The 25,984-nt window shown below is 51.7% G+C and carries 12 protein-coding genes; 6 read left to right on the forward strand and 6 right to left on the reverse strand.

The annotated features are described in order from the left end of the window. Positions 1-3 precede the first annotated feature (3 nt). The 5 genes from ABEB26_RS24280 to ABEB26_RS24300 all read right to left on the reverse strand — a co-directional run bounded on the left by ABEB26_RS24280 (position 4) and on the right by ABEB26_RS24300 (position 4,951). Entirely contained in the window at positions 4-945 is a 942-nt protein-coding gene (locus ABEB26_RS24280) for a Crp/Fnr family transcriptional regulator (RefSeq protein WP_345724682.1), read from the reverse strand. Positions 946-1,027: 82 nt separating this feature from the next. Then, on the reverse strand, positions 1,028-2,020 hold the full coding sequence (locus ABEB26_RS24285; RefSeq protein WP_345724683.1) for an ABC transporter ATP-binding protein: 993 nt from the start codon (positions 2,018-2,020) through the stop codon (positions 1,028-1,030). Next, a complete protein-coding gene (locus ABEB26_RS24290) occupies positions 2,017-3,192 on the reverse strand; it encodes a FecCD family ABC transporter permease (protein WP_345724684.1) in 1,176 nt (391 codons plus the stop codon). Before ABEB26_RS24290 ends, ABEB26_RS24285 begins: the two co-directional genes overlap by 4 nt. A gap of 139 nt (positions 3,193-3,331) precedes the next feature. Beyond that, positions 3,332-4,639: an ABC transporter substrate-binding protein gene (locus ABEB26_RS24295; protein WP_345724685.1), complete on the reverse strand. Its 1,308-nt coding sequence runs from the start codon at positions 4,637-4,639 to the stop codon at positions 3,332-3,334. A 96-nt stretch (positions 4,640-4,735) separates the two neighbouring features. Beyond that, positions 4,736-4,951 (reverse strand): MbtH family protein, encoded by a 216-nt coding sequence (locus ABEB26_RS24300; protein ID WP_345724686.1) that lies wholly within the window; start codon positions 4,949-4,951, stop codon positions 4,736-4,738. Between the two features lie 228 nt (positions 4,952-5,179). Here ABEB26_RS24300 and ABEB26_RS24305 point away from each other — a divergent pair, with 228 nt between their 5' ends. Genes ABEB26_RS24305 through ABEB26_RS24330 form a run of 6 tightly spaced genes read left to right on the forward strand, consistent with a single transcriptional unit; the run spans position 5,180 to position 25,209 of the window. Further along, entirely contained in the window at positions 5,180-13,567 is an 8,388-nt protein-coding gene (locus ABEB26_RS24305; RefSeq protein ID WP_345724687.1) for an amino acid adenylation domain-containing protein, read from the forward strand. 12 nt (positions 13,568-13,579) lie between these two features. Continuing rightward, positions 13,580-15,094, forward strand: a complete 1,515-nt coding sequence (locus ABEB26_RS24310) for a condensation domain-containing protein (protein WP_345724688.1) — start codon at positions 13,580-13,582, stop codon at positions 15,092-15,094. A 12-nt stretch (positions 15,095-15,106) separates the two neighbouring features. Next, positions 15,107-20,893 carry an amino acid adenylation domain-containing protein gene (locus ABEB26_RS24315; protein ID WP_345724689.1) on the forward strand — a complete coding sequence of 1,929 codons (5,787 nt, stop codon included), beginning with the start codon at positions 15,107-15,109 and terminating at the stop codon, positions 20,891-20,893. A 17-nt stretch (positions 20,894-20,910) separates the two neighbouring features. Then, complete coding sequence (locus ABEB26_RS24320) at positions 20,911-21,945, forward strand: TauD/TfdA family dioxygenase (protein ID WP_345724690.1); 1,035 nt, start codon at positions 20,911-20,913, stop codon at positions 21,943-21,945. A 13-nt stretch (positions 21,946-21,958) separates the two neighbouring features. Further along, a complete protein-coding gene (locus ABEB26_RS24325) occupies positions 21,959-24,391 on the forward strand; it encodes a penicillin acylase family protein (protein ID WP_345724691.1) in 2,433 nt (810 codons plus the stop codon). Positions 24,392-24,399: 8 nt separating this feature from the next. Then, entirely contained in the window at positions 24,400-25,209 is an 810-nt protein-coding gene (locus ABEB26_RS24330; RefSeq protein ID WP_345724692.1) for a class I SAM-dependent methyltransferase, read from the forward strand. Positions 25,210-25,512: 303 nt separating this feature from the next. On the opposite strand, the gene ABEB26_RS24335 is transcribed toward ABEB26_RS24330, so the two are convergent. Then, complete coding sequence (locus ABEB26_RS24335; protein WP_345724693.1) at positions 25,513-25,869, reverse strand: hypothetical protein; 357 nt, start codon at positions 25,867-25,869, stop codon at positions 25,513-25,515. Positions 25,870-25,984: the final 115 nt, after the last annotated feature.

Consider the following 25,984-nt stretch of genomic DNA (forward strand, 5'->3'; position numbering starts at 1 on the left):
AAATTAAGTAAAGGGATGGGTGTGATGATATTGTGGCACTATTGGGAGCCAAAAACGCTCGTTACTGCCGCTGAAGTGGCTATCAAGTATACTTCGTGTGCGCAAATCGCGGATGATCCGCGAGATCGTAGCACGGGTTGAACCAACCGCTGAGGCAAGTTGTTCGTGGGTAATTCGCACGTCGATCAACAAGCCATGGTTGTGCTGTTTGCCAAACTGCTCGGCCAATAAATTCAAAATACCTAAGACTCGTTGGTCGAGGTAGGGATGGGCTTGGCACGAAGCCCACGCTTCCATTAGTTGTAGCCGCATGCGTAATCGTTCGATCAACAAAGGTTCACTCAATACCCGTTGCCACGGCAAGAGTTGGGCGCTAATCGGGGTATGTGCTTGTAGATAGATCGCGCAGCCATCATGAGGATGGCCACAGACTAATTGATTGGGGCCAAACAAACCTAGGAGCACTTGCGCTCCATCGGGATGATTGACCTGCAAGCTTAAAATCCCTGTTTCAATCAATAAGGCTTGATCGGCTTGTAAATGCACCATTGCACCACGCGGATAGTGTTGTTCACGGCCTCGAGTGTTATGCTGATTAAGCTGGCTGGTTTGCAGGGCATTTAACTGTTGAATAATTTGGCTTGGGCTTGTATCATTGCTAATCACATGGCGAGCACCAGCTTCATAGGCCTTCAAGGTTAAATGTGGATAGCTACTTTGGTTCCATCCCCACCATATTAGCTCTTGACCGCTCAAGTTTTCGGTGAGTTGGGCTAGTTCATGGTCGTTGGCAAAACTGCCGAGCAGGAGACTTTGATCAACGACAATTGCTTGTTTTGCCACTTGGCCAAGCCGTACCAAACTCAATCTATATCCAGCATCCAGCAATTGTCCAAGCAGGGCTTGATCCGGCAGATCGCTGCTGATTAAAAGCAGTTTCAACATAACGGTGCTATCCATCACTTAATTATTGATACAATATATCAAATAATGCCTACTTGTCAAAATAGGTTTTCGTGATGCGCCTTTAAGCGTGGCCTAAATAGGCTAATACTTGGCCGATGGTAGCACATGGTTGGTGTTCAATTTGCCAGCGATTGTGCTCTAGCTGCTGAATATGTGGGCAATCGGCCTGGCCTGAAGCAATAACCTGATAGCCATAACGCTCTAGGGCATGTTGCATCCATTGGCCATCTAAGCCGCTTGCGCTCAGCTGAACCTTGCCAATTGGTTTGCTGTGTGAGCGAAACCCGCCACGTTGTTGATCAAAGTGCAGTTGGCTTTTGCGGAAGGTTTGAGCCAAACGCCCATCTAAAATCAAATCTTCAGGTGTGCCACATTCCACGCTGCCATCATCTAAAACCAGCCATAACCGATCAGCACTACCAATTGCCAAATCCAGATCGTGAGTAGACATAATTGCAGCTAAGCCAGTTTCGTGGGCAAGTTTGCGTAATAAACTGGTAATTTCGACTCGCCGTGGCAAATCGAGAAATGCGGTTGGCTCATCGAGAATCATGACTGCTGGTTCTTGGGCTAGCGCTCGGGCAATCATAATCCGTTGGCGTTCGCCATCGCTCATTTCATTGAGCAAACGTTGCGCCAAATCATCAGAGTTGGTTGCATGCAATGCCCAGCGAATCACTTGGTGATCGTGCTGATTGAGGCTGCCAAACATGTTGGTATAGGGCATTCGGCCAAGGCTAACCAACTCGTAGCCACTTAAATTACTGACCTGAAGTCGATCAGTCAATACAACGCTGAGTTGTTTGGCTAATTGAGCTTGACTCAATTGCTGCAGCGGTTGTTGATTGATCGTAATGCTGCCGCTAATTGGTGCTTGCATGTGGGTTAGGGTACGAATGAGGGTCGATTTGCCAGCGCCATTCGCTCCAAGCAAACATACGAATTCGCCATTGGCAAGGGTTAAACTAAGGTTTTGCAAAACGCTGCGGCTTTGGCCACGGCGTTGGTGGTAGCCAACACTCAAGTTATGGGTTGCTAAAACTGGCTGGTTCACATCCATGCTCCGCGTTTCATACGCAATAAAACCCAAGCCGCAACTGGCGCACCAAACAGCGAGGTTGCTGCGTCAATTGGCAGTTGCAGCGAGCTATTCGGTACTTCGGCCAAAATTCCGCAAGCAAGCGCAAATGGCATTCCGGTGAGGATGGTTGCAGGCACAAGCACCCGATGATCCGAGGTTTTGAACAAGCCACGAGCAAGGTGCGGAATCGCAATGCCCACAAAGCCAATCGGTCCAGCGTAGGCGACGACGGTGCCTGCCATAATTGAGGCGCTGCCCATAATGATCCAGCGTGCCCGCTGAACATTGATGCCTGAGCTTTGGGCATAATGCTCACCAAGCAACAGCGCATTCAGGTGTTTGGTGGTTAGGCCTGCAATTAAGGCTCCGATCAGGGTTACAGGCACAAAATAGCGTAATTCGCCCCAACGCACCCGGGTAAAGCTACCAAGTTGCCATTCAACAAAGGCACGGGTTTGAGTTTCGTTGGCAAAGAAAATTAATACCGTTACCAGTGCATAGGTCATAGCACTCAGAATCACCCCCAGCAGCAGGATGATCGTCATATCGCGTACCCGACTCGCAACCACCAACATAATTCCTAATACGCTCAAACCACCCACAATTGCGCTGCCAATCGTGCCTAGATTGCCAAAAACATTGCTGCCAAGCGCCGCAAAACTAATACCAGTTGAAGGAGCCAGCAGAATCACTAAGGCTACACCAAGGCTTGCCCCTGATGAAACGCCTAAGGTAAATGGTTCGGCCAAGGGATTTCGAAAGACTGTTTGGAGTTGTAGGCCTGCTAAGCCGAGCGCCATACCAACCAAGATCGCGGTAATAATGCGTGGCAAACGAATATCAACAATGATTGTACGCCACGCTGGCTGAGCAGTTGGCTGCCCAAGCAGGATATCTGCCACGCTGCTCAGCGGAATATCGACCGACGACCATGTGAGCGAAAGCAGCACCCCAACCACGCTGAGCACAATTAGTAGCCCAAACAGCCAAGTGTTGCGCTGCTTGTGGCTTGGCTGCCAGTGGCTGACTGTTTGGTTTGGCTGAGTTGGTAAGCTGGCAATATGAGTCGCAAAACGGCTTTTTGGTTGTGGTGCTTCTGGTAGTTTTGGCTCAGGTTGGGCTAATCTGAGTTGTTGCTTTTGCATTACTTGAAACTTTCTCTATTCGATAGCTGGTGTTCCCTCACCCCTGACCCCTCGCCCGCCGCCGTGGGCGAGGGGAGTTTCCCTATTCATGATGGCTGGTTTCTCATACCTCGCTAGGTGGGAGGAATGAGAGATTCCTTTACTCGCCAGGAATACGTTTGAGAAATACTAATGTGTGATCGGGCAAAAGCTCAGGATGCAACATACTGACTGCATCAGCAAGCAATTGATCAACCCGCAACGCGCCAGTGCTAAAGTAATCGTCGGCACGACCAAAACGATGGAAGCTATTGCCCTTTTGCAAAGCACTAAAACTCGCATTTAAGGGATTGCTGGCAATAAATTCGCTGGCGTTCTGTTCGCTGGGCATGTAAGCCAAGTTGAACCAGAAATCGGCGGTTGCCCCAACTTCAAGCGCTTTTTCGAGATCGATGCTGCTACCAAAACCACCACTGCCGCCACCAAGGCTTAGCTCAGCATCAGTCAGCACTAATTCGCCGCCTGCATCACGCATCAACACTGATTCCAACCGATCAAGGTTGCGCGTGCCAAAGCGACCATCTTGGGTCACATTACCAATGAGCACGTTTGGTTTGCTAGCCGCTGCCTGAGCTTGATCACGCAGCGCCAAATATTTGCGCTCGATTGGCGTAAAAATCGTCTCAGCTTTGGCTTCAAGGTTGTAGAACAACGCTAAAAATTTGATTTGCTCAGCCGAGCCAAGCGGTGATTCGGAAAATGGTGAGTAGTGTAGCGCTGGAATACCCACTTGACGGGCGTTGGTCATCCATTCGCGACCATTGGTGTTCAAATAAATGTCGGGCTTGCCAGCAGCGATTAATTCAAGATCTTCGCCATAACTGGCTTCTTTGATCACGTTAGCTTGAGCGACTTGAGCCGCGATTGCTGGCAGATATTCGTTGGTATTGCCAGTCATTGAGCCGACCACGCCGCTCAAGCTATCGACCACACCCAAGGCATCCATGGCCGCAAAAGTGCTGCTGCCACCTTCCCACACCCGCGTAATCGGGATGGTTACGACCAAGGCATTGGCTAAATCGCCTTCAAGCACGGGCGCTGGCGTGCCACATTGCACCAAGACATAGCGATCAAAATCAGTGCTCGTTGGATCAGTATCGAGATCAACCGTGACGACTTTGTAATTATTGGCATACTCAACCGTCCACTCTTTGGCATAGCTTGGGCTTGTTTTGGCGCTAAAGTAATCGGTTGCACTAACGTAATTGCTAACACATGCACTTAAATTGGCTGCGCTGGTTGCTGGGGTTGTCGCTGCTGGCACAGCACTCACTTCGGCCACAGCGATTGGGGTGCTACTAGCGGACGCAGCAGGGCTGGTTGGATTTGTGGTTGGCGTAGTTTGAGCGCCACAGGCGCTGATCAAGCCTGCTACCACAAATAAGGCGATCATTCGCTGCTTGAACATTGGTTTCCTCGCAAAATCTATACTACAACGGCAATGCCTCGGCCATGCTGGGGGTTGATGGCTGAGGCATTGCCAAAACATTAAGTTAAATTAGTGCTAGGCCGATTGTTTGGCTAGCGCTTGGCGTAAACTTAATGGCCGCATATCAGTCCAAACCGCTTGAATATGTTCCAGGCAGGTCTGTTTATTACCACTTACTCCAACATCGCTCCAGCCCAGCGGATTTTCGCGTTCGGCAGGCCAGATTGAATATTGCTCCTCGTGATTGATCACGACTTTATAGATGGTTGAATCGTCAGTTTCGGCGTGCATCGTAACTACCTCTTTGAAATCGATCACGATCGCTAAGTATAGAAAGAGTGCTGTATCAATGTTGTTTGATTGGGCACTTAATTACTGTGTGTGATTGAACCTTGATCTGGTGTGATTCGACACCAAGCGTGCTGTTTAGCCTCGCTACAATGCTGCTTGAACGAGCTGTGGATGTCGGAAGCGTCCCCTTGCTTCCATCACGATAGATTTCAGAAAGCGATAGTGTTTGTGTTAGAGCATGCGACTCTCCCGCCAGCCGCGACGTTGGTGGATGTGCTGCGTTTGAACGCATTGGAAGCGCCTGAACAGCAGGCGTATCGGTTTTTAAATGGCCAATTTGCACCCGAAGATTTAAGCTATGCCGAGCTGGATCGGCGGGCGCGACAGTTGGCTAGCCGCTTGCAAGCGCTGAACGCTCAGGGTGAGCGGGTTTTGTTGCTGAATGAACCAGGTCTTGATTATATTGTGAGTTTTTTGGGCTGTTTGTATGCTGGCGCGATTGCAGTGCCGTTATATCCGCCAAAATTGCAGCAACTTGAACGCCATTTGCCGCGCTTGTTGGCAGTTGTCGCCAACGCAACCCCACGCTTTGCGCTGGTTGATCCGCAGTTTGTAAGCCAAATTGAGCGTTTGCTGGCGGTCGCGCCACAATTGCAAGCACTCCACTGGCTAACCTGCGCTGATCTAGCTGATCCTGAGGCTTGGCAAGCGCCACACCTTGATGCGCATAGCCTGGCTTTTTTACAATATACCTCTGGCTCAACTGGCCAGCCCAAAGGCGTGATGGTCAGCCATGGCAATTTGTTGGCTAATTTGGCGCAAATTCAGCAACGTTTTGCTCACGCTGCAACCAGCCAAGGGGTGATTTGGCTGCCGCCCTATCACGATATGGGCTTGATCGGCGGGATTTTGCAGCCGTTGTATAGTCGATTTCCGGTGGTTTTGATGTCGCCTGTGGCTTTTTTGCAGCAACCATGGCGCTGGTTACAGGCGATCAGCGATTATCGCGCGACCAGCAGCGGCGGCCCCAACTTCGCCTATGAGTTGTGTGTGCGCAAAATCACTCCAGCCCAACGGGCTACGCTGGATTTGCGTTCGTGGCGCGTGGCCTTCAACGGTGCTGAACCAATTCGGCCAAACGTCTTGCGCCAATTTGCCGAAACCTTTGCTGAGGTTGGTTTTGATCCGGCGGCGTTTTACCCAACTTATGGCATGGCCGAAGCAACCTTGATGGTCAGCGGCGCTTATTTGCCACGTTTGAATCAGCCTGAGCCAGATTTAGTCAGTTGTGGCACGGTAATCAACGACCACGAGGTGTTAATTGTTGATCCAGTCAGTTTGGCGGTTTTGCCCGAAGCTGCTGTTGGCGAAATTTGGTTGCGTGGGCCAAGCGTCGCTCAAGGCTATTGGGCGAATGTCGAATTGAGCAAGGCAACTTTTGCCGCCCAACCGTTTGAGCGCAACGAGCACTTTTTGCGTACTGGCGATTTGGGCTTTTTGCGCAATGCTGAGCTGTATATCAACGGGCGCTTGAACGATCTGATCATCATTCGTGGGCAAAATCATTATGCCCATGATTTAGAATTGAGTGTTGAGCAGGCTCACTCTGCCTTGCAACCCCAAGCCTGTGCTGCGTTCAGCCTCGATGTCGCTGGCGTTGAGCAGTTGGTGCTGATGCAGGAGTTGCGGCGTGAACAGCGCCAGCATGATCCAGCCCCAATCGTGGCCGCCATTCGCCAAACCTTAGCCCAAACCCATGGCTTGCAAGCCTATGCAATTGTATTATTGCGGCCTGGCCAACTGCCACGAACATCGAGTGGCAAGCTTCAGCGCTATCGTTGCCGCGAATTATTTCTCGGCGGCGAATTAACTCCAATTGCCCAAACGATCGTTGCCAGGATCGATCACGAGTTGCTTGAGCCACAACAGATCAAGGAATTGCCAATAGCTGAGCAATCAGCAGCTATCGCCAACTATTTGCACCATCAATTCAGCCGTCAACTCGGCTTTGAAGTTGACGTAACGCTATCTATTCAGCAGCTTGGGCTTGATTCGTTGGCAGCAATTGAAGTGCAATATCAGCTAGAGCAGGATCTTGGGCTAGTCGTCAGTTTCGGGCAACTGTTGGGCCAACAATCGCTGCTGGATCTTGCCGACGAGCTAGCCCAGCAACAAAGCTTGGTTATTCCAACAATTGCGCCAAGCGCGGTTTCGTTTGGTGAGCAAGCCTTGTGGGCGCTCGATCGGCTGAACCCGAATAGCACAGCCTATACGATTGCGCGGGCTTGGCGTTTTGAGCAGCCGCTTGATCCTGCATACTTCGCCGCAGCATGGGCAAACTTGGCCGAGCGTCATGCGGCGCTGCGCACCAATTTTGTCGAGGTTGACGGAGCCGTGCAACGGGTGGTGCATTCCACGGTTGAGTCGCTGTTACGACTGGTTGATGCCAAGGCATGGGATGCCACCCAACTTCACGATTATCTCCAAGCGCAAGCCAATCAACCCTTTGATCTCGCCAACGATCGTTTGGTTCAGGTTCAATTGATTGCCCACCCCACAGGTCAGGTGTTGTTGTTGCTTGCCCATCACACGGTTGTCGATTTGCAATCGTTGGCGGTGTTGCTGCACGAAGCGCAACAGCTGTATCAGGCCTTGGTTGAACAACGAGCTTGGCAATTGCCGTCTGCTGCCGATTATCGCGAGCATGTCGCTTGGCAACAGGCTTGGTTAGCTAGCCCTGCCGGCCAAGCCGCCCAGCAGTTTTGGCACAATCAAACTGCCGAGGGCTTGCCAACGCTTGATTTGCCCAGCGATTACCCGCGCCATGCCCAGCAGCGCCACGCTGCAAGCTATCATTATTTGATTGAAAATAGTCTGCTGACCAGAATAAATAAGCAACCCCAAACCTTGCTTAGCAGACTCTTGGCTGGCGTGGCGCTGCTATTGAGCCGTTATAGCCAGCAACGCCAGCTTGTTTTGGCAACGCCAACTTTAGGTCGCAATGCTGCTTCGCGCTCTGGCATTGGCTACTATGTTAATCCGGTGCTGATTAACTGGCAGTATCAGCCGAATCTCGCGAATACTGAGCTTTTGGCCTATACCCAAAACCAAGTTCTGGCAGCATTTGAGCATCAAGCCTATCCGTTTGATTTGGTCTTGCGTTCGTTGCAGCACGACCGTCACAATCCACCGATTCGGGTGATGGTAGTGTTGCAACAAAGCCCGTTGGGGCAGGCCTTGGAGATTGGCGGCTTGGCGCTGGGTCGCGAGCATACCAGCATGCATTTTGCTGAACACCAAGCCCAGATCATTGAGCTAGCGCCAAATGATTTGCAATTTGACATAACAATTATCTTTGCATTACTGGAACATGGTTTAGGCCTGCGGATCGATTACGATCAAGGCTTATTTGCTACGGCTACGATCGCGCAATTGAGCCAGCATCTCAGGCAAACGCTGGAATTTTTGGTGAGCAAGCCGCAACCTGTGCGGGAATTAACCCTGAGCACGCCAACCCTAGCGCCATTGCAAGCCTTTGAAACTGGCTGTTTAACTCAATGGTTTGAAGCGCAAGTTGCCAAAACGCCGGATGCGCTTGGTCTGACCGACGGCCAGCAGACCTGGACGTATCAGCAGCTTAATCACCAAGCCAACCAATTGGCGCACTATTTGCGCGATCACGGCATTGGCGCGGGCCGCTTGGTTGGTTTGTATCTCGAACGCTCGGCTTTGGTTGTGGTGAGTATTCTGGCGGTGCTCAAAACTGGCGCTGCCTACCTGCCGATCGACCCGATGTATCCGGCTGAGCGCGTGCAATTTATGCTGGCCGATGCTGAAGTCGCATTATTGTTGGCCGATGCTGAGCTGACAGAATTTAGTGGCACGCTGATCGATCTCACCCAGCAAGTTTGGCATGATCAACCAACAACCAACCTTGAACTAGCGCTTGATCCGGCGCAATTGGCCTATGTAATTTATACCTCTGGCTCAACTGGTAAGCCCAAGGGTAGCCTGCTGAGCCATGCCAATGTGACCCGTTTGTTTAGCAGCAGTCAGCAGCATTTTAATTTCAATGCCAATGATGTGTGGACATTGTTCCACTCGTATGCCTTTGATTTTTCGGTTTGGGAAATGTGGGGGGCGTTGTTGTATGGCGGGCGTTTGGTGGTTGTGCCCCAAGCCCTCAGTCGCAATCCCGAAGATTTTTATGCGCTGTTACAACGTGAACGCGTAACGGTGCTCAATCAAACGCCCTCGGCTTTTCGCCAGTTGATGCAGGTTGATCAGCAATGTCAGGCCAATTTGGCTTTGCGCTGGGTGATTTTTGGTGGCGAGGCTTTAGATCTTGCCACGTTGCGGCCTTGGTTTGAGCGTCATGGTGATAGTACACCATGCTTAGTCAATATGTATGGCATCACCGAAACCACGGTGCATGTGACCTATCGCCCGTTGAGCTTGGCCGATCTTGTAGGCTATTCGAGCGTTATTGGTCAACCCTTGGCCGATTTACAAGCCTTGGTGCTTGATGCGAATTTGCACCCTGTGCCGACCGGAGTTTATGGCGAGCTGTATATCGCTGGGGCTGGTTTGGCGGCGGGCTATTTGCGGCGGCCTGATCTCACGGCTGAGCGTTTTATTCCGCATCCATGGAGCCAACCCGCTGGCCAGCGCTTGTATAAAACTGGTGATCTCGCACGTTGGAATCAGCAGGGCGAGTTGGAATATCGCGGGCGCAGCGATCAGCAAGTCAAACTACGTGGCTTCCGGATTGAATTGGGCGAAATTCAGGCAGCACTATTGGCGCATCCAGCGATTCGCGAGGCCGTGGTTGATGTAGCTTCGCTAGAAGTTGCTGCGTCAATTGCCGATGCCCAGCCCAGCCAACCAACGCTCAATGAATTACGCCCATTTATTAAAACTGCCCTACGCCAAGCCCCAACGCTTGAGCAACGCTTGGTGGCGTATGTGGTGGCGACCGAGCCAGCGCCGACGATTAGCGCATTGCGCCAATGTTTGCGCCAGCGATTGCCCGATTATATGCTGCCAGCCCACATGCTCTTGCTTGAGCGTTTACCTCTGACCAGCCATGGCAAGCTTGATCGGGCAGCCTTGCCAGCGATTAATCAGCAACGCCCTGAGCTTGAAACGGTTTATCGTGCACCGAGCACTGGTTTGGAGCAACAGCTTGCCAGTATTTGGAGCGGCGTTTTGGGCGTGCTAACAATTGGACTTGATGATAATTTCTTTGATCTTGGTGGCGATTCGATTTTGAGCATCAAACTGCGAGCGCAGGCGGCTGAACAAGGCCTGCACTTCAGTTTACAGCAATTGTTTGCCAACCCAACGATTGCCGAGCTAGCTCCCTTGGTTGAGCCAAGCAGTGATCAAGCTGAACTGATTGCGCCGTTTAGCTTGATCAGCGCTGCTGATCGTCAGTTGCTGCCTGCCGAGTTTGAAGATGCTTATCCCTTGGCGCGAATGCAGGCGGGCGTGATTTTTCACTGCCAGCTTGAGCCAACTACACCGTTGTATCACGATATTTTTATCTATCGTATCCGTGTTGCCTTTGATGCCGATTTGTTGCGTCAAGCAGTTCAGCAGTTGATCGATCGTCATGCTGTGCTGCGAACCTCGTTTCACATGCATGGATTTAGCCAGCCCTTGCAATTGGTGCAGCGCCACGTCGCCGCACCGCTCACGATTGAGGATTGGCGCGATTTGGACGAGGCTGCCTATCAAGCTCGCCAAACAGCGTGGATTGAACAAGAGAAACAGCGCCACTTCGATTGGCAAACTGCACCATTGATTCGCTTTATTGTGCAGCGAGCCAGCGATGATAGCTGCGATTTGGTGCTGAGTTTCCACGACACGATTTTTGATGGCTGGAGCACCGCCTCGTTACTGACCGAATTGATGTTGCGCTATGATGGCTTACTCAATCAACAACCGCTTGATCCAGCTCCACCGCTGGTGCAATATCGCGATTTTGTCGCTCAAGAACAGCAGGTGTTAGGTCATCCAGAGGCACAGGCATTTTGGCGCGAAGCCTTGGCAGATGCTAGCGCTACGCCATTACCACGTTGGCCGCGCCCTGCTACAACCAGTACGATGCCCGATGTGGCAGTCCTCGATGTGCCAGTGTCAGCCCAGCTTTCACAGCAATTGCATGAATTGGCTCGCCAAGCTCATGTCCCAGTCAAACATGTCTTGCTAGCGGCACATATGAAGGTGATCAGCCTGATCACCGGGCTAACTGAGGTGATCAGCGGCCTCGAAACCAATGGACGACTCGAACGCCATGACGGCGAAAAGACCATTGGGGTGCATTTGAATATGCTGCCATTTCGCCAGCACTTGGCTCCGATGAGCTGGCTGAGCTTGATTCAACAGGTATTTGCAGCTGAATTGGCGCTGATGCCCTATCGCCAAATACCCTTAGCCGAATTGCAACGCGAACGGCGCGGCCAACCATGGTTTGAAACGGTCTTCAACTACACCCATTTTCATGTGTTCGAGCAACTCCAACAACTCAAACAGCTTGAGGTGATCGGCGGAAGAGGTTTTGGTCAAACCCACTTTACCTTGCTCGCTGAGTTGAATCTCAACACCTTCACTGGGCAATTGCAAATCGATTTGGTTGGTAATTTACATGAACTAACCTGTGAGCAATTAACCTTGATTGGTCATTGTTATGCGCAGGTTTTGGCGGCAATGGTGGCTGAGCCAAACGCAGGCCATCACACCCACCATCATTTAACCAAGGCTGATTGGGTCCAATTGCAAGCTTGGAATGCAACCGAGCAGCCATTGATCCAGACTTCATTGGTAACAGCCTTCGAACAACAGGTGCTGCAACATCCGCATGCTTTAGCCGTGGTTGCGGCTGATCAACGGTTGAGCTATGCCGAACTTAATCAACAGGCCAACCAACGAGCGCACAGCCTGCGCCAACGTGGTATCGGAGCCGAAATGCTGGTAGCGGTTTGTGTTGAGCGAACCAGCGATTTGTTGATTAGTTTGTTGGCCGTGCTCAAAACCGGCGCAGGCTATCTGCCACTCGACCCAAGCTACCCCGAAGCCCGTTTGAATTGGATGCTGGCAGATAGCCAAGCAGCACTTTTGCTAACCCAACCGCAATTCAAATCATTATTTGCTGATACTCAAATACCTGTCTGCTACACAGATGAAAAACACACGTCAATCACCAACCTTGAACTAGTGCTTGATCCGGCGCAGTTGGCCTATGTGATCTACACCTCTGGCTCGACTGGCCAACCAAAAGGTGTTGCGATTAGCCATGCCGCCTTGAGTAACTTCTTGCAATCGATGCAAATGCAGCCAAGCCTCCAGCCAACCGATCGCTTGTTGGCAGTCACGACGGTGGCCTTTGACATTGCGGGGTTGGAATTGTACTTGCCCTTATGGGTTAGGGCGACGGTGGTGCTAGCACCCGCCAATCTTGCTGCCGATGGGCTTGCTTTGGTTGAGTTGCTGCAAAGCCACCAAATCACGGTGTTACAAGCGACTCCTAGCACATGGCGAATTTTGCTGGCGACCGGCTGGCAAGCACCAACTGGGTTTAAAGCCTTGGTTGGGGGCGAATCCTTGCCAAATGATTTGACTGAGCAATTGTTGAGCGCAGGCGTGACGCTCTGGAATATGTATGGGCCGACCGAGACCACAATTTGGTCAACCGCCGCTGCGCTCAGCCAAACACCCGTCCATGTTGGGCGGCCAATTGCCAACACCGAAATCTATATTCTTGATCAGGCCTTACAGCCTGTGCCAATTGGTACGCCTGGCGATGTGTATATCGGTGGTTTGGGCTTGGCACGGGGCTACCATCAACGGCCTGATTTCACCGCTGAACAATTTATCCCGCATCCATGGAGCCAACTCGCTGGTGCTCGCTTGTATCAGGTTGGTGATCGTGGGCGCTATTTGCCTGATGGTTCGCTGGAGCTTTTGGGCCGCAGCGATCAGCAAATCAAGCTGCGCGGCTATCGGATTGAGCTTGGCGAAATTGAAAGCGCTTTGCGAGCGTTGCCAACCATTCAGCAAGCAGCGGTTGCAGTTTGGCATGAGCAATTAGTGGCCTATGTGGTCGCTGATCAGCATTTTGAGCCTGCCGAATTGCAACAACAACTGCGCCAACAGCTGCCAGTTTATATGCTGCCGCGTAGCTATCAACGTTTGGATGCGCTGCCGCTGACCGCCAATGGCAAACTTGATCGCCGTCGCTTGCCTGCGCCCGATCAGGTGCTAGCACCTGTAACCCACGGCTATGTTGCGCCAACTACTGCCTTACAAACTGAATTGGGTGCGATTTGGGCGCAGGTGTTTGGGGTGACACAAGTTGGCATTTATGATGATTTCTTTGCGCTGGGCGGCCACTCGCTGCTAGCAACCCAACTGATTATTCAAATTCGCCAGCGCTTTTTTGTTGATCTGCCGTTGGCGCAGTTGTTCAATGCGGCCACAGTAGCAAGCTTGGCAAGTCTGATCGAGCAGTTGCAAACTGATCAGGGCCAAACTGCTGACCTAGCGACCTTGCTCGATGAGCTTGATCAATTAAGTGATGACGAGGCGCGTGCCCGTTTGTTGGCTGATTTTTAGCGAGGCTCACCTATGGATGCGTTACCGCAACGTTTGGCGCAGCTTTCGCCCGAAAAACGCGCCTTGCTCGAACAACTACGCTTACAACGCCAAGCAGCGGCGGCGATTGTGCCGCGTGATCCTGCCGTCGTTGTGCCGTTATCGTTGGCACAACGACGGCTTTGGCTGGTTGAGCAAATGCGGCCAGGCCAAGCCACCTATATCATGCCTTGTGTGCTGATGATCAAGGGCTTGCTTGATCGCAATGCGCTAGCGGCTAGCCTGAGTTGGTTGCTGCAACGCCATGAAGTGCTACGCACCAGCATTCAGCATGGCAGCCAAGGCGCATATCAACAGATTCATGCGCCTTGGCAGGTAGAATTAGGGTTGGTTGAGGTTGATCAAACCCAGCTTGAAAGCCAGTTACGCCAATATGCCCAGCAAGCATTTGATTTAAAGCACGCGCCGTTATGGCGTGCCCAGTTGTGGCGTTGCGCTCCAGAGCAGCATGTTTTAGGCTTGATGCTGCATCACATTATTGCTGATGGCTGGTCGTTGGGCGTGTTGATGCACGATTTGGCGCTGGCTTATGCTCATTTTGCCACAGGCGCAGCGCTGAATCGTGTTCCGCTGCCAATTCAATATGGCGATTATGCCTGTTGGCAAGCCCAACAACCAGCAATGATGCTGCCAAACAGTCGTGATTTTTGGCTAAAGCTATTGCATGATGCTCCAACCTTGGCCTTGCCAACCGACTATCCCCGACCAGCAGTTCAATCGTTTCAGGGGGCACAAATCGCGTGGCGCTTGCCAAGTGAGTTAGTTGAGCAACTTAAGCAGCTCAGCCAACGCCAGAGTGCAACCTTATTTATGAGCTTGCTGACGGCGTTTTATTGGCTTTTGCACTGGCTAAGTGAGCAAACTGATTTGGTGGTTGGCACTGATGTTGCGGGGCGACAACAGCCTGAAACCCATCAATTAATTGGCTTTTTTATCAATCAATTGATGCTGCGCCAAAAAGTTCAGCCGTATCAATCGTTTCAAGCCAGCCTACAACAAACCCGTCAACTCACATTAGCGGCTTTTGAACACCAACATGTGCCATTCGATCAGATTGTCGAATTGTTGAACGTCGCCCATGATCCCAGTCGCACCCCCTTGTTTCAGGTGAAATTTGTGCTGCAAAACACGCCTTTGCCCACGCTCCAACTAGCAGGAGTGGAGCTTGAGCGCATGGATCTTGATCCGCACACTGCCAAATTTGATTTACTGATCAATCTTTGGGAAGAGCACACTGGTTTAGCAGGAACCCTTGATTACAACACCGATATTTTCGCAGCGCAGCGCATGCAGCAATTGCTTGAGCGCTACCAACTGCTGCTTAAGTTGATTGTGCTTGAGCCGACGATTACGCTTGAGGCTGCCGTAGAGCGTTGCCAAAGCCAAGAGCGCGAACTTCAACAGCAACGGCTTGAGCAACGGAAAGCGGCAAATCGTTCCAAACTAATACTTAATCGGCGACGGTCGAGCACCGAGCCAACCCAATAGAAGGATGATTGTATGCAGCAACACGCAGTTGAGCATTTTCGGCTATCGCCGCAGCAAACCCATACGTGGTTGGTTCAACCACAAAGCCAGCAGCCTTTGGGTACATGGCTGGTCGTTGGTTTAACCAACACCCTAAGCCATGAACGCTGGCAAGCCGCATTAGATCAGGTGATCGAGCGCCACGAGGCATTACGTACCCGTTTTGAGCAGATTGCTGGGTTAAAGCTGCCAGCCCAAGTGTTGCATACCCAAACGGTGGTGTTGCAGCAGCAGCAGGTAGCTGAAGTACGACAGATAAGTGAGCTTGCCGTACCGCCCGATGCAGGTTTGATGCACATTACCGTTTTTGAGCATGGCCAGCAGCAATGGCTTGGGCTATGGCTCTCAGCCTTGGTCAGCGATGCTACCAGTGCCCGATTGTTGCTCACTGAGCTAACCCAAGCTGCGTTGGCTCCGCACGAATTGAGCGCAACCGATGAGTTGATGCAATATATTGATGCTGCTGAATGGCAAAATGGCTTGCTCGAAGCCGCTGAAAATGCCGTCGAACGCGCATTTTGGCAAACTCAAGCGCTCAATCAAGCTCCCCATGATCTACGTGGCTTTGCACGTTTGTCATCGATTCAGCCAACTCGCATCGAGTTGAATCTAGCGCCAAGCATAATTAAGCCAGTTAATGCTTGGTGTATTGAACATAATATTGGTGTGGCAAGTACGGTGCTAAGCCTTTGGCGCTGGTTGCTCAGCCGCAGTAATTATGCGCAAACGCCAGCCTTGGCAGTGGCATTCGATGGCCGTTCGTATGCTGAATTGGTCAATGCCCAAGGCTTATTTGAGCGCTATCTGCCATTGTTGCCAAGCGAAATTACTGCCAATCAGCCAATTGCCGAGGCTACAGCTATGTTAGAGCAACAATTGGCCGAGCTAGCGCAGTTCCAAGAATATTTTAGTTGGCAGCAAATTGCGCTTGATCAGCCGTTGGCGTTGGCGTTTGCTCACTATCGTTGGGAAACAGCGGCGCATTATCAGCTTGAACACCTGACCAGCCATACTGATTTGTTTCGCTGTAAATTAAGCCTGATCGAGCAAGCTGCAAGCTGGCAATTGACCTTAGATTACGATGCAACCAATATGCGCTCCGAGGTTGCCGAGGCCTTGGCTGAGAGCTTAATCACGATGATGACTTGGCTTGGGCAACAATCTAAACCAACCTTTGAGCAACTGCCAATCATTGGTAGCAAGACCCAAACCTTGCTGACCAAGCAGGTTAATGCAACCGAGCAGTCATTTGCTGCTACACCAATTCACCATCTCATTGATCAGCAGGCACTGCATAATCCGCAAGCAATTGCCGTGCAATCTGGCGCAGAGCAACTGAGTTATGCCGAATTAACCCAGCAATCCAACCAACTGACCCAACAATTAATCCAACACGGTATTCAGCCCGAGCAGCGGGTTGGTCTGTATCTTGAGCGCTCGCCGCTGATGGTCGTGGCGTTGTTGGCTTGTCTCAAGGCTGGTGCGGCCTATGTGCCCTTAGAGCCAGATTATCCTGCAGAGCGGATTCAGTATATTCTTGCTGATGCGGCGATTCAATTGGTGTTGAGCCAAACCAACCTGATGCCAAGTTTACCCTGTACCATTGCCCAATTGGCGGTCGATCAGCTGCAATGTGATCAAGCAAGTGCCGCCCCATATTCGAACTACCATCCTGAACAATTGGCCTATGTACTGTATACCTCTGGCTCAACGGGCCAGCCCAAGGGTGTGATGGTGAGCCATGCTGGCTTGAGCAACTATGTGCAATGGGCGATTGCAGCCTACGATTTGGCGGCTGGCACAGGCTCGTTGGTGCATTCGCCATTGGCCTTCGATTTGACCGTGACCAGTTTGCTTGTGCCCTTGTGTGCTGGCCAAACCGTGCGTTTATTGCCAAGTAAGGCTGGAGTTGAAACGCTAGCCCAGGCACTGCGAGCCAGCACTAATCTAAGTTTGCTCAAACTGACACCAGCGCATTTGGCGGTGCTCAATCAATTGATTCCGAGTGCTGAATTGGCGCAACGCAGCCGGGCTTTGGTGATTGGTGGCGAGGCACTTGATGCAACTATTTTGGCTCCATGGCGCACCCACGCCCCTGAAACCTGCTTGTTCAACGAATATGGCCCCACCGAAACGGTTGTTGGCTGTGCGATATACCAAACCCAACCAACTGATCCGGCTGATGGCGCGGTTTCAATTGGTTTGCCAATTGCCAATATGCGTTTGTATGTACTTGATGATTGCTTGCAACCTGTGCCATTTGGCGTTGTTGGTGAACTGTATATTGGCGGGGTTGGGGTTGCTCGTGGCTATAATCAGTGCCCTGATCTGACCGCTGCCCAATTTGTCCCCGATAGTTTGAGTGGAATCGCTGGCGCACGGCTGTATCGCACTGGCGATTTGGCGTGTTGGGCTTGGGATGGAACGTTGGAATATTTAGGGCGACGTGACAATCAAATCAAGTTGCGCGGCTATCGAATTGAGCTTGGCGAGATCGAGGCGGTGTTGCAACGTATGCCAGCGGTTGCTTTAGCACTGGTCTTGGTGCGTGGCACAGGCGACGATCAACGCTTGGTCGCCTATCTTCAAGCCACACCAGATGTAGACCCCAAGCAATTAAGCGACCAAGCAGTGCTGAGTTATGCCCAACAATGCTTGCCACATTATATGCTGCCCAGCAACGTCGTGTTGGTTGAGCAATGGTCACTAACTGCCAATGGCAAAGTTGATCGGGCGGCATTGCCCGAACCAACCGTGGTAAACAATTATGTTGCCCCAACTACCCCTGAAACAGAAATTTTGGCAGCTATTTGGGAACAGGTGCTTGAGCAACCGACAATTGGGATTGATGATAATTTCTTTGCACTTGGCGGCAATTCAATTCGCAGTATTCAGGTGGTGGCCCACGCCAAACAGCGCGGCTTGAACCTAAGCGTTGAAATGCTGTTTAATCAGCCAACGATTCGTAGTTTGGCACAAACTTTGGTCTGCTCCACAGAAAATCGAATTAACGAATACAATCCATTCAGTTTGATTAGCCCCACTGATCGTGCTCTACTTCCAACCAATATCATCGATGCCTTCCCGATTGCCAAGTTGCAGGGTGGCATGATTTTCCACAACCAATTCAACCCTGAACAGGCGTTGTATCACGATATTTTCAGCTATCGCATGCGGGTGGTGCTCGATTTGGCGTTGTTGCAATTGGTCGTTGATGATTTGGTGGCGCGGCATCCAGCCCTGCGCACCAGTTTTGATCTGACCAGCGCCAGCCAGCCGTTGCAAGTGGTACATGCCCAAGGCGCAAACCTGTTGAATATCGTTGATCTGCGTGGCCAGCCTATTGAGCAACATGATCGTTTGATTGAAGCCTGGATTGCTGCCGAAAAGCAGCGCGGTTTTGAGCCAAGCAGTCTGCCGTTGTTGCGTTTCCAAGTCCATGTGCGGGCTGATGATGAACTGCAATTTTCGTTGAGCTTCCATCATGCGGTGATCGATGGCTGGAGCGATGCGATTATGCTGACTGAGCTGTTTAGCGATTATGCGCGACGCTTACAAGGCCAACCCAGCACTATCGTTGCACCCCAAATCGGCTATCACGAATTTGTACGGCTGGAACAAGCAACGATTCACAATCCTGCGACCCAGCAATTTTGGGCTGAACATTTGGCTCAAGCTAGCCCGATGCGCTTGCCCCGTTGGCCAAATGCGCCGCGTTCAAACACCAGCCAATCGCAATCAGTCGCAATTAGCACTGAACTTTCGCAAGCACTCAAAGCCTTATCGCGTAGCCTTGCTGTACCCATTAAAGATGTGCTGTTGGCGGCGCATTTACGCGTCATCAGTATGTTGACTGGGCAATTCGATGTGGTGACCAGTATGGTTTCGAGCGGGCGGCCTGAAACCCTCGATGGTGAACGGGTTTTGGGCTTGTTTATCAATAGCATTCCCTTGCGCATGCAGCTCAATCAGCCAACATGGCGTGAGCTTATTTTGCAAACCTTTGCTGCCGAACGGGCTAGTTTGGAGCATCGGCGCTATCCAACTGCTGAGCTACAACGCCATAACGACGGTTTGGCTTGGTCGGAAAGTTTATTCTACTTCACTCACTACCATATCTTCCAAGCCTTGCAAAGCATCAGCGAGTTGGAGTTGCTTGATGTACTGCCCTACGAAGTTTCAAGTTTTCCATTGGTTGCCAATTTCCGCATCGATCCCTTCACCAACGACATTAACTTGAGTTTGACCTGTGATGGCCGGATTTTGAGCGCTGCCCAAATTGAAGCGATCGCAGGCTACTATCAATCGTCTCTTACCGTGATGGTTGCCAACCCTGCCGCTGATTATCGGGCTATGCCATTGTTGGGTGTTGCCGAGCAGCAGCAATTGCTTGGGTTTAACCAGGCCGCTGCAATTGAGCAATCGCCACGAGACCTTGTGAGTTGGTTGGCCAAAATTGCCCAACAGCATCCGACTGCTCAAGCGATCCAAGCCTATGATGGGGCTTTGAGCTATGCTGAGCTTGAACAACGCGCCAAGGCTTTGGCGGGCTATTTGCAAGCCCAAGGAATTGGCGCAGAAACCCGGGTTGGTATCAGCCTTGAGCATTCAACCAGCTTGATTGTGGCGATATTGGCGGTGCTCAAAACCGGAGCCGCCTATGTTCCGCTTGACCCAAGCTACCCACACGAGCGGCTTGAATTGATCGCGAGCGATGCTGAACTGAAGCTCTTGATTTGCCAACAGCCCGAATTATGGCAAAACCTGCCTGCCAGCATTGGCTGTTTGGGCCTGGCTGATTTGGCTTCTGCGCAAGCGCCATTTGTGCCAGCGACGATTCATCCAGCTCAGGCTGCCTATCTGATCTATACCTCTGGCTCGACTGGTCGGCCCAAGGGTGTGATAGTGAGCCATGCCAATCTGCTTAGCTCCACGTTTGCGCGAACGCTTGAATATAGCGAGCCGCTGACGAGCTTTTTATTGCTCTCATCGTATGCCTTCGATAGCTCAATCGCTGGAATCTTCTGGACGCTGAGCCAAGCTGGCTGTTTGGTGCTGCCTGATCAAGCGCAGCGCCACGATATTTTAGCGCTGGCAACATTAATCGAGCACCAGCAAATTAGCCATACCTTGGCAATTCCATCGTTGTATGCAGTGCTGCTGGAACAAACCGAACGAAGCCAATTGTCCAGCCTGCGGACGGTGGTTGTGGCAGGCGAAGCTTGTTCCACCAGCGTAGTCAATCGCCACTATCAACAACTACCAACTTGTGCCCTCTACAACGAATATGGCCCAACTGAAGTGACCGTTTGGGCCACCGTTGCCAAGCTTGCATCACACCAACCAGTCTCGATTGGTAGTCCGATTGCCACAATTCAGGCCTATGTGGTCGATCCAAGTATGCAGCCCGTGCCCATCGGGGTTGCTGGCGAATTATTGCTTGCAGGCGAGGGTATCAGTCGCGGCTATTGGCAACAACCAGCGCTAACCGCCGAGCGGTTTATGCCCAACCCGTGGGCCGAACAGCCAGGCCAGCGGCTCTACCACACTGGTGATTTAGCTCGTTGGTTGCCCGATGGTCAGCTTGAATTTCTGGGCCGCATCGATCAACAGGTCAAGATTCGCGGTTTCCGAATCGAGCCTGAAGAAATTGCCCAACTGTTGCGCCAACACCCAGCCTTACGCGAGGCTGTGGTTACCGCTCAGCCCGATCAGCATGGTCAATTACGCTTGGTGGCCTATATCGAGCCACGCAATTAACGATAGGAGGGTTAGCTGTGGAAGCGAAATCTGGATTAAAAAAACAACTTGGCAGTATTCAGCGCCAAGCCTTAACGACTGATCAACAAGCCTTGGTGACAACCAGCTTTTTAAATGAACAACGCTTGCCGTTGGTGGTGCGGCCAAGCGTTGCAGGGGTTGATTTAGCCCAATGGTCAACCAACAATTTAGCGTGGCTAACCAAGCAACTGCATCAATACGGTGGGGTGCTATTTCGCGGCTTTGGTGTAGATACGGCCCAAGCCTTCGAGACCGTAATCAGCGCGGCCTCAGGCGAATTGCTGGAATATCGCGAGCGCTCATCGCCGCGTAGCCAAGTGCAAGGCAATATCTACACCTCGACCGAACATCCAGCCGATCAAACGATTTTTCTGCATAACGAAAATTCGTATCAAAAAGCCTGGCCACGCCAAATTTTCTTCTGTTGCACCATCGAGCCAGCAACTGGCGGCGAAACCCCAATTGCCGATGTGCGCAAGGTCTATCAACGGCTTGATCCAGCCTTGCGTCAAGCTTTTGTTGATCGGGGAATTTTATATGTACGCAACTTTGGTGGTGGCGTTGGCCTCGATTGGCGCAATGTGTTCCAAACTGATGATCGGGCTGAGGTCGAGGCCTATTGCGAGCGGGTTGGGATGCAGGCGATTTGGGGCGAAAACGACCATTTGCAAACCCGCCGCATGGGTCGAGCCGTGGCAACCCACCCGATTACTGGGGAAATCGTGTGGTTTAACCATGCGACCTTTTTCCATGTGAGCACGCTTGAAGCGCCGATTCGCGATGCGTTATTGGCCCAATTCAAGCCCGAAGAAGTGCCGAACAACAGCTATTACGGTGATGGCAGCCCAATTGAGCCTGAGGTTATGGAAGCGTTGCGGGCTGCTTATCAAGCCGAAACGATCATCTTCCCGTGGGAGCGTGGCGATGTGCTGATGCTCGATAACATGTTGGTGGCCCATGCGCGTTCAGCATTTACGGGCAGCCGTCAGGTGCTGGTGGGTATGGCCCATCCAACCACTCATGCTGATTAAATAGGTATCCATAATGCATCGATTCTGGAAATTCACCCGCTGGATTTTACTGGGCTTACTTGTGATCAGCTTGATCACAGGCACTGGCGGCTATGTGTATTTACGCCAGTCGCTGCCTCAAACTAGCGGCACCATTGAGCTAACCGGGATTCAACGACCTGTCACAATTGTGCGCGACCAAGCTGGTGTGCCGCATATTCAGGCTGCCAATTATCATGATGGCTTGTTTGGCTTAGGCTTTGTGCATGCCCAAGATCGGCTGTGGCAGCTTGAGTTTCAACGGCGTTTAGCACGAGGCGAGCTTTCCGAGGTGCTTGGCACGCCAACGCTTGAAACTGATCGATTTTTGCGAGCTTTAGGCTTGGTTGCTGCTGCTGAGAGCGCTTGGAAGGCGCTTGATCCGGCAAGTCAGCAGGCAATTCAAGCCTATATTGCTGGCATTAATCAATTTATTATGAATCACAATGGCATGGATTTGCCGCCAGAATTTAGCATTTTGGGGTTTAGACCACAGTTGTGGCAGCCAATCGATGTGTTGTTGACGGGGAAATTACAGGCCTGGAGCCTTGGGGCCAACTGGAGTGCCGAGCTGTTGTATAGCCGATTAATCGCTCAAATTGGGCCAGATCGCGCAGCCTTTTTATTACCAGCAGCTAGCTCCGACGACCCGTTGATTTTGCCTGATGCCACCTATAGTGCTGGTTCTTCGCGGTTGGCTACAGCTGTAAACTCGACCTTTTGTGTTGAGCAAGCCGATCTTTGCTCAAGCCTGTTGGGGCGTGTTGAGCAGCTGCATCAGCAATTTAAGCTCGCTGGCAGTTATGCGGGCAGCAATAGTTGGGTTTTAGCTGGCCAACATACCATTAGCGGCAAACCGTTGCTAGCCAACGACCCTCATCTTGCAGCCCAAGCGCCGTCGATTTGGTATCTAGCCCAGATTCAAGCAGGCGAACTTGACGTAATTGGCGCAACCTTGCCGGGTGTTCCGGCGGTGATGATTGGTCATAATCGTTCGATTGCGTGGGGGCTGACCAATACAGGGGTTGATGTGCAAGATTTGGTGATCGAACGGCTTGATCAAGCAGGCAACGCCGAATACCTGGGTAAATCCTATCCATTGACCTTGCGTGACGAGATAATCAAAGTTAACGATCAACCAGATCAAACGTTGCAAGTACGCAGCAGCCGAAATGGCCCGATTATCTCTGATGTTGATGCCGAACTGCAAGCCACCAACCAAGTGCTTGCGTTGCGCTGGACAGCCCTCGAACCAACCGACCATACGATCACGGCGTTGTTACAATTGAATCTTGCTAGCGATTGGCAAACATTTCGCGCAGCTTTGGCCTGGTATCACGCCCCGATGCAAAATTTTAGCTATGCCGATGTCAACAACAATATTGGCTTGCAAATCGCTGGACGCTTGCCAATTCGCGCTGGTGGTGATGGTCGCTTGCCCGTCGAAGGTTGGAATGCGCAGGCAGCGTGGTTGCGCCTGAGCGAGTTTGCGGAATTGCCATTGAGCTACAATCCGCCAAGCGGCATGCTGGTTTCAGCCAATAACCAGGCAGTTGGCGATGATTACCCATTGCTAATCAGCCGTAGTTGGGCTCCAGCCTACCGCGCTCAGCGAATTTGGCAATTGCTGGGCGAACAGCCAACCTTTGATCAGGCTGCTATGCAACGGATGCAGGCTGATCAACGCTCGTTGCAAGCCCAACAGCTTTTACCGTTATTGCTCACGGCTCAAACCAATAATCCTCAAGCGTTACAAGCCTTGGAATTGCTCAAACAATGGGATGCAAGTTTGACGAGCGATAGTGCGGCGGCGGCAATCTACGAAACGTGGTATTTGCGTTTGGCACGGGCAATTGTGGTGGATGATCTAGGCGAAGAGATATGGCGTTCGTATAGCTATCACGAACAATTTTTTGCGCTGGCGATTCCAACCATTTTGCAAACCAACGCTCAAGCATGGTGTGATGATCAAACCACTGCTGAGCCTGAATCATGTAAATTATTGATGGGGCGCGTGTTGGAGCAGACGCTGGCCGAATTAAGCGCCGAGTATGGTAGCGAGATTCAGCAGTGGCGTTGGGATACGATTCATCAAGCAGTCTTTCCCCATGCCGTATTTGCAGGCATCGAACCACTTGATAGCTGGTTTAGCCATACGATTGGTAATGGCGGTGATAGCGCTACGATCAATGCTGGGCCAGCTGATCGGATTGATTTTGTGCAATATGGCGGGCCGATCTATCGCCAAATTGTTGATCTGGCAGCGCTTGATCAAGCCGTCTACATCCAAACTCCTGGGCAATCGGCGCATATCCTGAGCAACCATTTTGACGATTTGCTCGCACCTTGGCAACGTGGCGAGTATTTGCCAATGCGCTTGCCACTACCCAATGAAAGGCAAACGACGCTGCTACTTCAGCCAGAATAGGAACCAGTATGACAACCACCGACTGGGGTGCAATCGATCAAACTAGCGCCGCACCCACGCATTGTATTGGCTATCTCAACACGGTCAGCGAGCTTGATCAAGTGGCGCAATACAAGGCCATGACCTTTGAATTATTGCATATCCAGCTCGGCCAGCGGGTGCTTGATGTTGGCTGCGGGGCGGGCAACGATGTTCGCTCAATTGCGCAGCAGGTTGGCGCTGAAGGGCTGGTGATTGGGCTTGATAACAGCGCTACCATGCTGGCAAGTGCCCGAAATTACCCGGCCAATCAAGGGCTAAACCTGCGCTTTGAGCATGGCTCAATTAATGCGCTACCCTTTCCTGATGGCTATTTCGATAGCTGTCGGGCTGATCGGGTCTTTCAACATTTGGAGGATCGTAAGCAGGCTTTGGCCGAAATACTGCGTGTAACCAAAGTTGGCGGCAGAATTGTGGTGAGCGATACCGATTGGGAAAGCCTTTTGATTGATGGCCCCGATAAAGCCCTGCTCCGCTACATTGTCCGACAGATTACGGATCGGGTGCGTAATGGCTGGTCGGGTCGCCAATTGCCGCGATTATTCCAGCTTTCAGGGCTGCAACAGGTACGCACAACCCCAATGACAATTATTGAAACTAATCCAACCCTCGCCGATCAACTGTTTGGCATCCAATCGGCGCTGAACGATTTGTTGCAACAAGCCCAAATAACCCGTGAAGCCGCCCTCGACTGGGAGCGCTATTGCCAAACTGCCAGCCGCTTGGGCGTTTTCTTTAGTGCAATTACCGGATTTGGGGTGGTTGGGATCAAAGGTTAACTTCACAACAATTGCTGATCAAAGAGGTAAGCAGCTGCCCTTTGATCAGCAAGCCGCGATAGTTTAGGCGAATTGAACAGTTTGGAGCAGTGCAATAACGTCGTTAATAACGAATGACCCCATCACCAGCATTGCTCCCACAAAGAGTATCTTCGTCCCACCAAATACCAAGGACTGGATGCGTCTCAACCGTTCCACGGTGTCTATACAATCATCCCAATGCTATGCGCAGACGGCTCCATCACCACCGCTCGGCTGGACGTGCAGTATGCTGGGGTCATTCGTTCGTCGTCAGTGCGGCATCTACTGCGAACGGAACACTGCCGCAAACAGGGCAAGCTCGGTATCGCGAGCCATCCATTGGGTCAAGATGTCTCGTGGCTTCCCAATCGTCAACGGTGGCATCATCCGCGCATACGTAGTGACCTGCGGCGAGCCGCCATCGGCCACAATCCGCACAACATCCGCATCACGCGTCATGCGATAGGCGCGTCCTTCGACCATGATCGTCCCCGTTTTCCCATCGGCAGTGCGGATCGACCACTGAGTAGTCGTGCCGTTCACAAAGGTAATCGTACAGCGATAGACCTCGTTCGGTGCACCACCCGCAGGGGTCACCACACAGGAACTGTCGGCCAATACCCCCTCTGATGTGGTCACGATTTAATGGATAATTATCTTATCCGCTCCACGCCGCTTCAATCATCGCGGGCGTTTGGTAGGCTAAGCTCGAATGTAGCCGTTGGCGATTATAAAAAATTTCGATGTATTCGAA

Source organism: Herpetosiphon gulosus (assembly GCF_039545135.1).
In the GTDB taxonomy this organism is placed as follows: Bacteria; Chloroflexota; Chloroflexia; order Chloroflexales; family Herpetosiphonaceae; genus Herpetosiphon; species Herpetosiphon gulosus.